Origin of the sequence: Henriciella sp. (assembly GCF_049649345.1) — a bacterium.
Lineage (GTDB): Bacteria > Pseudomonadota > Alphaproteobacteria > Caulobacterales > Hyphomonadaceae > Henriciella.
Map to the genome: position 1 here is coordinate 1 of NZ_JBARZC010000015.1, position 13469 is coordinate 13469.

A 13469-nucleotide genomic window follows, 5' to 3' on the forward strand; every position below is an offset into this window, starting at 1 on the left:
GACAGGGAGGCTCTGGTACGGCCATTAAGGCGCTTGGCCAGACAGGCATGGACGGAAACATATCAACTCCGAACGCAGAGACCGCCAACCGGCGAGCCCGACTGCAGGCGGTGTTGCGTGATCGCAGGACCCGCCTGCTCATGGGGGCTGTTCTTGGCGTGATCGCGATCGTCGTCATCGGCCGGTTTCTGGCCGACCGCGCCGCCTATGTCTCGACAGCGGACGCCCGGATCGCCGCCGACATGATCGCTGTGTCCACCGATATTTCCGGCCGGATTACGGAGGTCGCCGTCAGCGAAGGCGATACGGTGTCCGAAGGCGACATCCTGTTCAGGATCGATGATCGCGAAGCGGCCCTTGCGCTTCAGCAATTTGAAGCCGAAGCAGACCGCCTGCGCGCCGAAATTACCCGCGAGGAAACCCGCGCATCTCTGACCGCTTCCAAGGCCGGCAGCGAAGTCGCCGCCCGCGCCGCCGGAACGCAGTCGGCATCCGCTTCTGTCCAGTCCGCTCAGTCCGATTACCAGACGGTAAGCCTCGATTATGAACGCACCAAGGATCTGTTCGACAGAGGCCGCGTCGCTCGCGCCGCCCTCGACCAGGCACAGAACGCGCTCGACACCGCAGAACAGGCGCTGCGCCGCGCAGAAGCCGAGCGCCAGCGCGCCGCCGCCGAGCAGCGAACAGCCAGCATTGCCGGCGAGGAAGTCCAGCTCATCGATCACGATCTGGCGGTCCTTCGCGCCGCCCTGCACCAGGCCGAAGCGCGCGTCGCCGCCCAGCAGGTCGTTGTCGAACAACACCTGATCAAAAGCCCGGTGGACGGGGTCGTCGACGAGCTCTTCTATGATGCTGGCGAGCATTCCCTGCGCGGCTTCCGCATGGCGCTGGTTCACAATCCCGGCAATGTCTGGGTCTCGGCCAATATCAAGGAAACCGATATCCGCCATATTCGTCAGGGCGCGCCCGTAACGGTCCGCGTCGACAGCTATCCAGATCTCAGTTTCGAGGGCGAAGTGGAGCGCATCCATGATGCAACGATTGCCGAAGCCGCCCTGATGCCCAATCCGAACGCGAATGGCGTCTTCACCAAGATCACCCAGCGGATCGGGGTGAGCATCGTGCTCGACGACGCATCCGTTCCGCTGCGCCCCGGGACAATGGTCCGCGTGCGGATCGAGAAGCAGGACGGCGAGCCTGCAAGCAGCGCGCGGTGAGCATTAGCGGGCCTTCGCCGCGCCCTCGCGCGTTTCGTGCGCCGCTTCCCTTGCCTGACGACATCCCGCCGCTGGCAAATCAGGCTGTAAAAGACCGCTTTGCCCAATTCGGCTCGATCTATCGCTGGCTGCTGCTCTTCTCGATGCTGGTCGGCTCGATGTCGACCCTGCTGGCGGCGACCACGATCAATGTCGCCCTGCCGGCGATCATTGGCGCATTCGGCCTCGGCCAGGACCAGGCGCAATGGATGTCGACGGCCTTTCTTGCAGCCTCGACCCTCGCCATGCTGGCGAACGCCTGGGCCATATCGAATTATGGCCCGCGCGCGACTTATGTGTTTGGCATGCTGGTCTTTATTGCCGGCTCTCTACTCGGCGCGGTCAGCGGAACACTCGAAATGCTGATCGTCTCGCGGGCCATGCAGGGCATCGCAGCGGGGCTGCTGCAGCCCATGTCCATGTTCCTCATTTTCCAGACCTTCCCGGACCATCAGCGTGGCACGGCGATCGGCATCTTCTCCATCGGCGTCGTGCTTGCGCCGGCGTTCGGCCCGGCGCTTGGCGGCATCGCTGTCGACCTGTCGAGCTGGCGGCTGGTCTTTGTGGCGACCGTCCCGCTGGCTCTGGTTGCACTCGCCGCAGCGCCCGTGCTTATGCCCAATGTCGACCCTGAACTGAAAGCCCAGAAACGCCCCCTCGACTGGCAGGGCCTCATCCTGATCTCAATCGGTATAATTTCGCTTCTGTCCGGCTTTGCAGGCGGCAACCGGGATGGTTGGGATTCAGACATCTCCCTGCTCAAATTCTCGATCGGTACGCTCGCGCTCGTCGCCTTTTTCTTCTGGGAACGACAGCACGCCTTTCCGGCATTGAACCCGGCCATCTTCAAGTACCGCCAGTTCTGGTCGACAGGCCTCATCATCGCAGCGACAGGGCTGGCGATCTATGGCTCGACCTATCTCATCCCGCTCTTCGTCCAGCTCGTCCAGCACTACTCGCCGACAGCCGCGGGCATCATGATGATCCCGGCCGGGCTCGCCATGGTGATCGGCTTTCCGATCGCAGGCCGCCTCAGCGACCGGGTCGACCCGCGCTTCCTGCTCGGCTTTGGCATTATCTGCTTTGCGCTCTCGGCCTATCTGCTGTCCCACGTCACCCAGTTTACGCCGTACTGGCCTCTGGTCTACTGGATCATACTGAGCCGGGTCGGCATCAGCTTCTGCATGCCGCCTGCAAATACGACGGCCGTGCGCGCTGTGCCGCCGCACCTGCTCGCCTCGGCCACGGGCGGTGCGTCTTTCCTGATGCAGGTTGGCGGCGCTTTCGGTGTGAACCTGCTTGCAATCCTCTTGCAGAGACGCCTCCTGTTTCACGGCGAACACCTCTCGTCAGCGCTGAATGAATCCAATTCCGAGCTTGCCTACACGCATGCCCTGGTGGCGCGAGAACTCGAAGCCTCCGGCATGTCTCCCCTGCCCGCCTTTCAGGCCGCGTTCGGAGAGCTGGGCCGGCAGGTCTCCGTCGAAGCGAGTGTGCTAGCCTTCCGCGATTGCTTCTTCGTGATTGCGGTCTGGTTCGCGCTCGTCATGTTCGTGCTTTTGCTGATGCCGAAACCGAAACTGCAGGCGCGCCCGTCCGCGCCAAACCCGCAAAAATGAGAGCGCCGGCGTGCGCACGGCATTCGGCCACCGGCTGGTTACGGGTTGAGGCTTGATCAGGAGGGCGTCTGAATGTGAGAATAGCGGATGGCATACTCCTTTCGCGCATCAGACAACTCTGTTGAACAAGGCCTCTGCCGGATCGCCATCAGCCAGCTTGAGTCCGGGCTTGAGGAACTTTGCGACGATAGCATGGCACGGTCCGCAAAAGTCCACGCTGCGCGAAAGCGCTGCAAGAAGATGCGCGGCCTGGTCCGTTTCGTCCGCTGCTCCTTTGATGACTATTCAGGCGAGAATAAGATTTTCCGCGATGCTGCGAGAACGCTTTCAGACGCACGAGACGCAACCGCCCTGCTCGCCACGGCCGACGCGCTGGAGACCCATTTTTCCAAAGAGCTGAAGAAAGCGGCGCTCAACCCGCTGCGCGATCGTCTCGAAACGAAAAAAGCCGCGCTCGATGACGACGAGATCGAGAGCCGGTTGGCAGACATGGTCGCCGTATTCGAAAACGCGCTTGAGCGGGTTAAGGACTGGTCACTGGGCGAGACGGGTCCCGATGCTTTCACCGGCGGCGTTGCCAAAACATATGACCGCGCCCGAAAGGCGATGGCGAAAGCGCGCAAGACCGGCAAGGCAGACGACTTTCACGCTTGGCGAAAACGGGTCAAATATCACAGGTACCATGCGCGTCTCGCCAAGCGGATCTGGCGGCCCGTGCTGGACGGCCGGGTCGAGGAGGCGGACGCGCTCTCGGATGATCTCGGTGATCATCACGACCTCGCCGTCTTGACGACAGCTGCGAAGGAGGCGCTCGGACCCGACGCTGAAACGGCGGAATTGGTCGAAGGCCTTGCCCGCGCCCGCCAGGCGCAGATTGAGGCGTCCTGCTTCGAGCGCGGCGAAAAGCTGTTTTCAGAAAAGGGCGCAGCTCTTGCCGAGCGTTGGGAAGGCTGGTGGCGCGCAGGATTTCAATAGACCACGACATCGAACGTCAGACCTTGCCGCTCATCACCCCCCTGAGCACGCAAAGCCGTTTGGAGACACTCGATGGGTCTGGCGCCTTCCCGTAAAGCTGCCTCAGCCTGAAGTGCGCGACGGCCGGCCGGATCGCTTTTGGCACTTTCGGCACGACCGGCCCGTAGCCGACACGCTCGCCCCGCCTGAGAGCTGCGAAATGCGGCGCGATCGTGCTGATATGCTGCCCCCAGCCATGCGCGTCGGCGAGGACACGCGCGGCTGTTGCCGTCAGATGGCTTTCCGGCTGAAGCGCGCGGTCGGAGGCGTCGAAAGCGTCTTCATACTGGTCGACGAGCCGCTGCAAGGCATCGATCCTGTAGCGGTTCTCGGCCAGCATGTCAGCGAGCGCACCGACCACATTGTGAGCGCGCGGCGGCTTGCCAGTCTCGATTTCCTCCAGCGCATCGCGCCACCATTGAAAGCGGATCGCGCCCAGGCCAGGCTCCGTTACAACAATGCGAACACGGGCCAGTTCATAGGCAAAGGCGTAGAGCGCGATCAGGGCGCGGCGTTCGGGCTTGGCCGCATAGCGCGACGAAATCCAGCGGTCTTCATCGCCTTTACGCACTCTTTGATCGATAATTGCCCATATTTCAGGGCTTGTGAGGGTGGCAGAGTCTGGCATGGAACCCATATGAAGTGCGACGCGCTAGAATAGATGAAACATATGCAAGGAGACCCACATGGCCTTTGAACTTCCACCCCTACCTTATTCCCGCGATGCCCTCGCACCACACATCTCAGAAGAGACGCTGAATTACCACTATGGAAAACACCATCAGGCGTATGTGAACAATCTCAACAAGATGATTGATGGCACAGACCTCGAAGGCAAGCCGCTCGAAGAGATCATCGAGACCGCAGAGGCAGACAGCTCCAAGGCCGGCCTCTTCAACAATGCCGCCCAGGTCTGGAACCACACCTTCTACTGGCACTCGATGAAACCCGGTGGCGGCGGCAAGCCGTCCGGCGCGATCGCTGACAAGATCGATTCCGATTTCGGCTCCTACGACAAGTTTGCCGAAGAATTCAAAGGCGCTGGCGGCGGCCAGTTCGGGTCCGGCTGGGCCTGGCTCGTGCTGAAGAATGGCAAGCTTGAAGTGCGCAAGACGCCGAATGCCGAGACGCCGCTTACCGAAGACGGCGCAACCCCGCTCCTGACCATGGATGTCTGGGAGCACGCCTATTATCTCGATTACCAGAATTCGCGCCCGAACTATATGCAAGCCTGGCTCGAAAGCGTAGTGAACTGGGACTTCGCCAACCAGAACCTGGCTGACGCGAACTAGACGCTTTAACGATCCATACCGCTTACCGGCTGGCCCGTCTCCGCAAGGGGGCGGGCCAGTCTTATTTCCAGCGCTGACTTGACCTGAAGCGTGCCGGCACGATGCGGTGTACGGCCTCGGTTGCGCTGGAGACACAGCGCAGAGCGCAAATTGCGCAGCTGGAAAGGAAGCCTTTCGCACGTGCGAGAATTCGGCTATGGCGGCGCCAATATGTATTTCCGGGCATGGAAGCGCCCGGGTCTGCCGCCATCCGGGCGGCTCTACCGAGCGACAATGATTCCAAACTCCCGAAAGACACAGATTTGACCGACGAACAGACCGACACTCCGAAAACCACCTTTGCCGCCCTTGGCCTTGGCGCGAAAATTCTTCAGGCTATCGAGGAAGCCGGCTATGACAGCCCGACCCCGATCCAGGCGGAAGCCATCCCGCATGTCCTGCTGGGCGGCGACGTCACCGGCATTGCGCAGACCGGAACAGGCAAGACGGCCGCCTTCGTGCTGCCCATGATCCACCGGCTCGAACAGGGCCGCGCCCGCGCCCGAATGCCCCGTACACTGATCCTTGCGCCGACCCGCGAACTCGCCGCACAGGTCGCCGAGAATTTCGAGAAATATGGCAAGCATCTGAAACTCAACATGGCGCTGCTGATCGGCGGGGTCTCGTTCAAGGACCAGGAACAAAAGCTGATGCGCGGCGTGGACGTGCTGATCGCGACGCCAGGCCGGCTGATCGACCAGTTCGAGCGCGGCAAGATCCTTCTGACGGGCGTCGAAATCCTCGTCATCGACGAAGCCGACCGGATGATGGATATGGGCTTCATCCCGGACATCGAGAAAATCCTCGGCATGCTGCCGCCGCGCCGGCAGACGCTGCTCTTCTCGGCGACGATGCCGCCGGAAATCGCAAAGCTCGCCAAGACGTTTCAGAAGCATCCAAAGCGGATCGAAGTCGCCAGTCAGCAGATGACGGCGTCGACGATTACCCAGCACGTCGTGAAGATTTCGCGCAATGACGACAAGGCCAAGCGCACTGCGCTGCGCCGCATCATCGAAGCGCGCAAAGTCAAGAACGGGATTGTCTTCTGCAACCGCAAGCGCGAAGTGGATGTTGTCACCAAATCGCTGATCAAGCATGGCTTCGATGCCGCGGCCATCCATGGCGACCTGCCTCAGGCCTATCGCACGCAGACGCTCGACCGGTTCCGCGACGGCGAGCTGACCCTGCTCGTCGCGTCCGATGTCGCCGCACGCGGCCTCGACGTGCCGGATGTAAGCCATGTGTTCAACTATTCCCCGCCGCCAAAGGACGAGGATTATGTCCACCGGATCGGCCGGACGGGCCGCGCCGGGCGCGAGGGCGAAAGCTTCACCATTGTCAGTCCCGCGGACGGCAAGTCCTGGGACGGCGTCATGAGGCTGATCCAGGCCGAAGTGACTGACTTCATGCCTGAAGGCCTCGCAGACGAAATTGAAAACCTGCCGGAAGAGACAGGTGGCCGCAAAGGCCGCGGACGTGGCAGAAGCAGCGGGCGCAGTGGTGCTGGCGGCAGCAGCAGCGGTAGCCGGGGCGGCTCTCGCGGTCGACGCGGGCGCTCGGACGACCAGCCGCAAAACGACGCGAAGACCGAAAAACCGGACACCAAAGCCCCTGCCGAAGCGGACAAGAAACCCGCATCCAAGTCCAAGGATGACACCCCGCAGAAAGCGTCCAGGCCCGAAGGCGGCAAGCCGAAATCCAGGCGCGGCGACAGTGGAAAATCATCCGGCAGGTCGCGCAAGAAGGACCTCGAACCGACCAATGACGGCGTGCGCGGTTTTGGCGGCGATGTGCCGGATTTCCTGAAGCGCTAGGCACACGTTTCAGCCCCGAACAAATCGATTGGCATCGATGAGCCTCTGAATTAGGCTTTTACCATAAGGTAATTGCCCGAGGAGGCTTCTGCTTGAAGTTCATGTTCAGGTCGGTCGCACTGGCGATCTGCTCGATTGCCATCGCGTGCAGTTGCGCAAATGCTGAAGCATCAAAGCCTCCAATCGAGGCCTATGGCTCCCTGCCAAAGGTCATTGCGACCGATATCTCGCCAGACGGCTCAAAAGTGGCGCTCGTGATGAACACGTCGGTCGGCGTTGTCCTTGTCATTTATGAAAAAGGAAAAGGCACGACCAAACGCTTTGATGCAAATGCAGTCAGAACCAATGGCGTCCTGTTTGCAGACAATGACACTGTTGTCATTAAAGCCTCAGAGGCGGCCCAAACCTGGGGCTTTCGCGGCCAGTATGAATATTCCGCCGCGATTGCGATGGATCTGCAGTCTGGCGACGCGATGCAGTTGCTGTCTCGCGCTTCCGGCCTTTTTCCGGCCCAAAGCGGCCTCGGAAGAGTGGTCGGCCGGCGCGATGATGGAACCTTGATGATGCCGGCTTTCGTGGGTGAGGCGCGTTCAGACCCGGCATACAGTCTGATGAAGGCCAACCCGGACAGCGGTTACGCAAGAGTCGAGCAGAAAGGAACACGCCAGACGATCGACTGGTTTGTCGACGCACAGGGCGAACCGCTGTTTCGCGAGGATTACAATAACAGCCGGAACACATACAGCCTTCAGTTCCATGATGGAAAGCGCTGGAGGGAAGTGACCGAAATAGACGCGCCCGAGATTCCGTTTGCGACGGTCGCCGTTACCGAGGACCAAACCGGCCTCTATTTCATCTCGAATGATGACGTAGAGGGTGGGTTTTCGTCGATATCGCGCATCAACAGTGATGGAACGATCGATCGCGCTCTCTTTTTCCGGGAGAATGCTGACATCGAGCATGTCCTGCACGACATCAATCGCAAATTTCTCGGCGTACAATATTCCGGCACGTTTCCGAGCTACGATATCGTTGACAGCAAGCTGAAGAAGAGCGTCGACGCCACGCTCGCGCGTTTTCAGAATGCGCGTGTCGAACTGGAGTCCTGGTCTGAAAACCGCGATTTCGTCCTCTACACACTGTTCGACGGCTATTCCGTGCCGCTCGTGTTTCTGCATGACGTCAAGGCAGACGACTATACGATGCTCAGCCGGTCTTATGATGACATTCCCGATGATGCGGTGGGGATCGTCTATGCCATCGAATATCCCGCCAGGGACGGTCTCGCCATCCCCGCCATCGTGACGACGCCTCCCGGTGTTGACTTAGCCGCTGGCGTAAAACTCCCCATGATCGTGATGCCGCATGGCGGCCCACAGTCACACGACGTTTACGGTTTCGACTGGATGGCCCAGTTCTTCGCCAATCGGGGCTACGTCGTCCTGCAGCCGAATTTCCGCGGCTCTTCGGGATTTGGCGGCGACTTCACTGCCGCGGGTAGCGGCGAATGGGGCGGTAAAATGCAGGACGATGTTACAGACGGCGTTCAGGCGATGATCAAGAACGGGTTCGCAGACCCTGACCGCATCTGTATTGTCGGGGCAAGCTATGGTGGCTACTCCGCGCTGATGGGCGGCGCCACCACGCCGGACCTTTACAAGTGCGTCGCAGCGGTCGCTCCGGTGACGGATCTACCGAAGATGATGGGCGACGCCATTCGTGAACGCGGGCGCGATCACTGGGTGGTCGCGTATTGGCGCCGCATAATGGCCAAGGGTGATACAAGCACCAACAAGCTGAAAGAGATTTCGCCCATAGAGCACGCCGCTGCATTCAAGGCCCCGGTGATCCTCATTCACGGAGAAGACGACACCGTTGTCGACTTTGACCAGAGCCGCGCCATGGAACGCGCTTTGAAACGCGAGGATGCGGATGTCGAGCTCGTGAGGCTGAAGACAGGCGACCACTGGATGCGTACCAGCGAGAACCGGCTGGCGACGCTGCGCGCGCTCGATGCGTTCGTCGAAAAATCAATTGGCGGTCAGGTCTCAGAGCTGTCAGCCAATTGATGTCGCGTCGGCGTTGCCATTTGCTTCCCTAGGGAACGGAGGCTTGTCGAAGATGATCGTGTGGCGGGTGCCGGATGGTCCGGTGTCGCAGCGCACCTCTGCATTGAGCACGCCGGTGAGTGAGGAGACGAGCAGAGTGCCTATGCCCGTGCCGCTCGCATGACGCATGCCCTCACGAATGCCGACCCCATTGTCTGACACCGCCACGCGGATCTGATCGCCAGCCCCGTCGAGCTCGAGTTCGAGATGGCCCTCCTCACGCCCCTCGAAGGCGTATTTACAGGCATTGGTCAGCAGTTCGGTCACGGCGAGACAGAGCGAGACCGCCTTGCTGATCGGCAGGACAATCTCTCCTGCAAGAACCGTCTCCAGGGTCAGCTCGCGTTCGCCTCTATATGTGTCGACGAGCTGCGAACACAGATCCGGCAGCAAGCGGTTGCAATCGACCCTGTCATGCGTGCCGAGTTCGTACAGGCTCCGGTGGGTCGCAGAGATGACATCGATCCTGTCGCGCGTCTGTGACAGCGCCGCATGGGCTTCGGGATCCTTGATCCTGTAGAGCGGAAGCGACACGATCGAGGAGACGATCTGCAAACTGTTCCGGACCCGGTGATTGACCTCGAACAGGAGCGTTTCCTTCAGTTTGAGCGCTTCCTTTAGCTGCACCTCCGCCTCATGACGCAGCGTGTCATTGCGCATGGTCAGCACTGCGCCAATCTGTTCGCCGGTTTCGCCGCGGACAGGCCGCGCCGTTCCGACCGCGACAACGACCGAATTGTCGGGCCGCCTGATCTTCCAGGCCGCATCGATGACTGTCTCGCCGCGAACGGCCCGCGCCAGCGGAAGCTCATGAGACGGATAAGGCTCGCCCTCCATCGTCAGAAGCTGGTAGGTTTCGCTATAGGCTTCAGGCGCCGCATCGAGGCGGACCTGCCCGTGGATCTCCTCGGCAGCCCGATTGACCGTCAGGATACGGCCTTCAGAATCCGTGACGATTACGCCCTCACCCAATTGTTCGAGCACATTCGCCTTGAAGCGTTCAATTGAACTCAGCATTCCCTATCCCTGAGCAACAACCTGCCAGTTCGCGCCAGACCCTGTAATGACGCTTTCTATATTAGCGGGAAGAGGCGCGCTATCTTTTTACGCGCGAGGCCACCTGTTTGCGATACTTTTCGCCATAGGGTGGGCGGATCATGGCCAGAAGGTCTGCGCCGATCTGAGTGTAGACAGACTTCTTATGGCTGAACTCCCTGAACCCGTCGATGCCGTGATAGGAGCCCATGCCAGACGGGCCAACCCCGCCGAAGGGCATGTCTTCCTGTGCAACATGGAAGATGACGTCATTCACCGTGACACCGCCTGAGGTCGTATTGTTGAGCACATAGTCGCGCTCGCTCGCATCTGCACCGAAATAATAAAGACCCAGCGGGCGCGGATGCGCATTGACATAGCTCACCGCTTCTTCTGCCTTCGAATAGGATTTGATCGGCAGGATCGGGCCGAAAATCTCGTCCTGCATCACCTTCATCTCATCGGTCGGATCGACAATGATGTGCGGCGCCATCTTGTGGTGCGGCTGCTGGCTGAAATTCTCGTCCTTCGGATTGATCTCGATGATTTCGGCGCCTTTTGAGCGGGCGTCGTCTAGATAGGAATTCAGCCGGTCGAAATGGCGCTGATTAACGATGGAAGTATAGTCGTCATTGTCCTTGAGGCCCGACGGGAACATCGTCTCGACCGCGCTGGTGGCGTGCTGGATGAATTCCTTCGTCTTCTCTTTCGGGACAAACGCGTAGTCCGGCGCGAGACAGATCTGACCGGCATTCAGCGTCTTGCCCGCCATGATCCGCTTGGCCGCCTTGTCGAGATCAGCCGATTCGCCAAGGATCACTGGCGACTTGCCGCCCAATTCGAGCGTGAGCGGTACGAGATTATCGGCGGCCGCACGCATCACATGGTGCGCAATCGAGGTCGCGCCGGTGAAGACGAGATGGTCGAAGGCAAGGCCAGAGAAGGACGCGCCAATATCCGGCCCGCCGGTCACGACCGCCACCTCCTCTTCGGAATAGTACTCGCCGAGCAGCTTTTTCATCAGCTCTGAGGTCGCCTCGGTGAATTCCGACGGCTTGATCATGGTGCGGTTCCCCGCAGCGAAAACGCCGGCCATCGGGGTGAATGTCAGGTTCACCGGGAAATTCCACGGGCTGATGATGCCGACCACGCCCTTTGGCTGGAAATGCAGGCGCGCCTTGGCGCCCATCAGGTTCAGCGGGAACTCTGTCGAGCGCTTCTCAGGCTTCATCCAGGATTTTACGTGTTTCTTGGCGAATTTCAGCGCGCCAATGGAGCCTGCAATATCGGTAAAATCGGACTGGTCCTTCGAGCGGTGCCCGAAATCCTCGCACATCGCCTCGTTGAGCGCCTTGCCATGCGTGACGAGCAGGTCAATCGAGCGGTCGAGCCAGTCGATGCGTTTTTCGACAGACGGGATGCCATCGCGCAGATGGGCCGCCTTCTGCTTTGCCAGAATGGCGTTCATATCGCCTGATGGTCCACCTTCCAGAGCCATTTCAGTCCTCCCCTTCTGTAATCTTGCTAACACATTGTAGCGCAACCGCGCCTTGAACCAAACACTTCCGCCACGTCACGGTTTTCAGGGGGATTTCTACCGGTAAACTCGACAAAAGATAGCAGGAGGACAGGCCGATGAGTTTCGAGAAAATCACCTATGATGTCGAGGACGAGATCGCCGTCATCGCATTCAATGATCCCAAGACGATGAATGCGGCCGGCGTCGATACCGTCAACGAGCTGAGCCTGGCGCTCGAAAAGGCTGGCGACGAAGCGCGCTGTACGATCATCACCGGCAATGGCCGCGGCTTCTGCTCTGGCGCGAACCTTTCCGGCGGCATGGCCGGCGGCAAGAAATCCGACCGCAAGCCCGATGCCGGCCGCGAACTCGACCGCGTCTACAACCCCTTCATCAAGGCGATCCGGACCCATCCACACCCTGTCATCACGGCCGTAAATGGTGCGGCGGCAGGCGTTGGCTGCTCGATTGCGCTGATGGGCGACTTCGTGATTGCGGCCGAAAGCGCCTATTTCCTTCAGGCCTTCCGGCGCATTGGCCTCGTCCCCGATGGCGGCTCGACCTATCTGCTGGCCCGCACCATCGGCCGCGCCCGCGCCATGGAGATGACGCTGTTCGGAGACAAGATCCCCGCGGCGCAGGCTCTCGAATGGGGGCTGGTCAACCGCGTCGTCGCTGACGACCAGCTGCTCGACGAAGCCAAATCCTACGCCAAGACGCTCGCCGATGGCCCGACGACAGCGCTCGCGCTGATCCGCGACCTAGTCTGGGCCGCCGGAGAAAATGATCTCGACAGCCAGCTACAGGCCGAACGCTTTGCGCAGAGGACTGCTGGCCGCTCGTCTGATTTTGCAGAGGGCGTGAAGGCCTTCCTCGAAAAGCGGCCTGCGGACTTCAGAAAAGCCTGAGATCGAGCAGATCAGCCCTGAGGCAGACCAAGCCGGTAAACCCCTTTGAAATCATCAGGGTCTGCCGGCTTTCCTTTTCGGTAGATTGCAATCTCGCCCCGATGCGCGAGCCGCACGGCGTTGGCGCGGACTTCCCCCATCAGGCTTTGCCAGTTGTCCTCCCGAAACGCGCGGGCCGCTTCTGATGGGCAGACCGTCTTGCCGGCCCCGCGTTCCTCCACCAGACGCAGGATAATCTCTTCCAGCGTCTCTTTCTTCTTCTTTGGCTTGCCTTCTTCCTCGCTCACCAGTCGATGGCCGCATAGACGAGCTGCTGGAATTGCGGGCGGATCGGATAACAGCCGGAGGGGATCATCTGCGTGGCCTGGATGGCGATCAGCTCTTCCTCATAATCGATCCAGAAGAAGGTATTGGCGAGGCCGCCCCAGCTGAACGTACCAACCGAACCGGGCTGCATGGTTTCGGCGACATTGATGATGACACTGCCGCCGAGGCCGAACCCGTTGCCATCCATGCGCGCTTCGGAGAAGGTCTTGTCACCCATCTGCTTGATCGATTTGTTGTCCGGCAAATGGTTCTTGCGCATGAATTCGATCGTCTTCGGGCTGAGAATGCGCGCGCCATCAAGACTGCCGCCATGTAGCAGCATCTGACAGAAGCGGTGATAGTCCCGCAGGGTCGAGACAAGGCCGCCGCCTGCATTCAGCAAAGGCGGCTTAGCCCGGTAGAGTTTCGAAGCGGCGCCTGCATCGTCGCTCATTGCGACATTGCCGGTCTCAGGGTCCTTGCTGTAACAGGCCATGAGGCGTTTGAGCTTCTCATCCGGGACATAAAAGTCGGTATCCGGCATATCCAGCGGACCAAA

Annotated in this window: 12 protein-coding genes; 7 read left to right on the plus strand and 5 right to left on the minus strand. The window is 60.4% G+C overall.

Translation table 11 applies throughout. The features are described 5' to 3' along the window. The 3 genes from WA989_RS00385 to WA989_RS00395 form a co-directional block, all read left to right on the plus strand. A partial coding sequence (locus WA989_RS00385; RefSeq protein WP_424338552.1) for an HlyD family secretion protein occupies window positions 1-1217 on the plus strand: 1217 nt, incomplete at its 5' end. A 50-nt stretch (window positions 1218-1267) separates the two neighbouring features. Continuing rightward, window positions 1268-2875, plus strand: a complete 1608-nt coding sequence (locus tag WA989_RS00390) for a DHA2 family efflux MFS transporter permease subunit (RefSeq protein WP_424338553.1) — start codon at window positions 1268-1270, stop codon at window positions 2873-2875. Between the two features lie 87 nt (window positions 2876-2962). Next, window positions 2963-3850 (plus strand): CHAD domain-containing protein, encoded by an 888-nt coding sequence (locus WA989_RS00395; RefSeq protein WP_424338554.1) that lies wholly within the window; start codon window positions 2963-2965, stop codon window positions 3848-3850. Between the two features lie 16 nt (window positions 3851-3866). Here the strand turns inward: WA989_RS00395 and WA989_RS00400 are convergent, their stop codons facing one another. After that, window positions 3867-4460, minus strand: a complete 594-nt coding sequence (locus WA989_RS00400) for a squalene/phytoene synthase family protein (RefSeq protein WP_424338555.1) — start codon at window positions 4458-4460, stop codon at window positions 3867-3869. Window positions 4461-4575: 115 nt separating this feature from the next. On the opposite strand from WA989_RS00400, the gene WA989_RS00405 reads away from it, so the two are divergent. The 3 genes from WA989_RS00405 to WA989_RS00415 all read left to right on the plus strand — a co-directional run bounded on the left by WA989_RS00405 (window position 4576) and on the right by WA989_RS00415 (window position 9103). Next, complete coding sequence (locus WA989_RS00405) at window positions 4576-5181, plus strand: superoxide dismutase (RefSeq protein ID WP_424338556.1); 606 nt, start codon at window positions 4576-4578, stop codon at window positions 5179-5181. A 224-nt stretch (window positions 5182-5405) separates the two neighbouring features. Beyond that, window positions 5406-7034, plus strand: a complete 1629-nt coding sequence (locus tag WA989_RS00410; protein WP_424338557.1) for a DEAD/DEAH box helicase — start codon at window positions 5406-5408, stop codon at window positions 7032-7034. Between the two features lie 101 nt (window positions 7035-7135). Continuing rightward, window positions 7136-9103: an alpha/beta hydrolase family protein gene (locus WA989_RS00415; protein WP_424338562.1), complete on the plus strand. Its 1968-nt coding sequence runs from the start codon at window positions 7136-7138 to the stop codon at window positions 9101-9103. Here WA989_RS00415 and WA989_RS00420 read toward each other — a convergent pair. Beyond that, window positions 9092-10159 (minus strand): sensor histidine kinase, encoded by a 1068-nt coding sequence (locus WA989_RS00420; protein WP_424338558.1) that lies wholly within the window; start codon window positions 10157-10159, stop codon window positions 9092-9094. The two genes, WA989_RS00415 and WA989_RS00420, sit on opposite strands and share 12 nt — an antisense overlap. A 79-nt stretch (window positions 10160-10238) precedes the next feature. Then, window positions 10239-11675 (minus strand): coniferyl aldehyde dehydrogenase, encoded by a 1437-nt coding sequence (locus tag WA989_RS00425; protein ID WP_424338559.1) that lies wholly within the window; start codon window positions 11673-11675, stop codon window positions 10239-10241. Between the two features lie 137 nt (window positions 11676-11812). Between WA989_RS00425 and WA989_RS00430 the strand changes: the two genes are divergently transcribed. Then, on the plus strand, window positions 11813-12604 hold the full coding sequence (locus WA989_RS00430; protein ID WP_424338560.1) for an enoyl-CoA hydratase/isomerase: 792 nt from the start codon (window positions 11813-11815) through the stop codon (window positions 12602-12604). 11 nt (window positions 12605-12615) lie between these two features. On the opposite strand, the gene WA989_RS00435 is transcribed toward WA989_RS00430, so the two are convergent. Both WA989_RS00435 and WA989_RS00440 read right to left on the minus strand, forming a co-directional pair. Continuing rightward, entirely contained in the window at window positions 12616-12894 is a 279-nt protein-coding gene (locus WA989_RS00435; protein WP_424338563.1) for a DUF3253 domain-containing protein, read from the minus strand. Then, window positions 12888-13469: serine hydrolase domain-containing protein (locus WA989_RS00440; protein WP_424338561.1), on the minus strand; the 582-nt coding region annotated here is incomplete at its 5' end. The genes WA989_RS00440 and WA989_RS00435, both read right to left, overlap by 7 nt.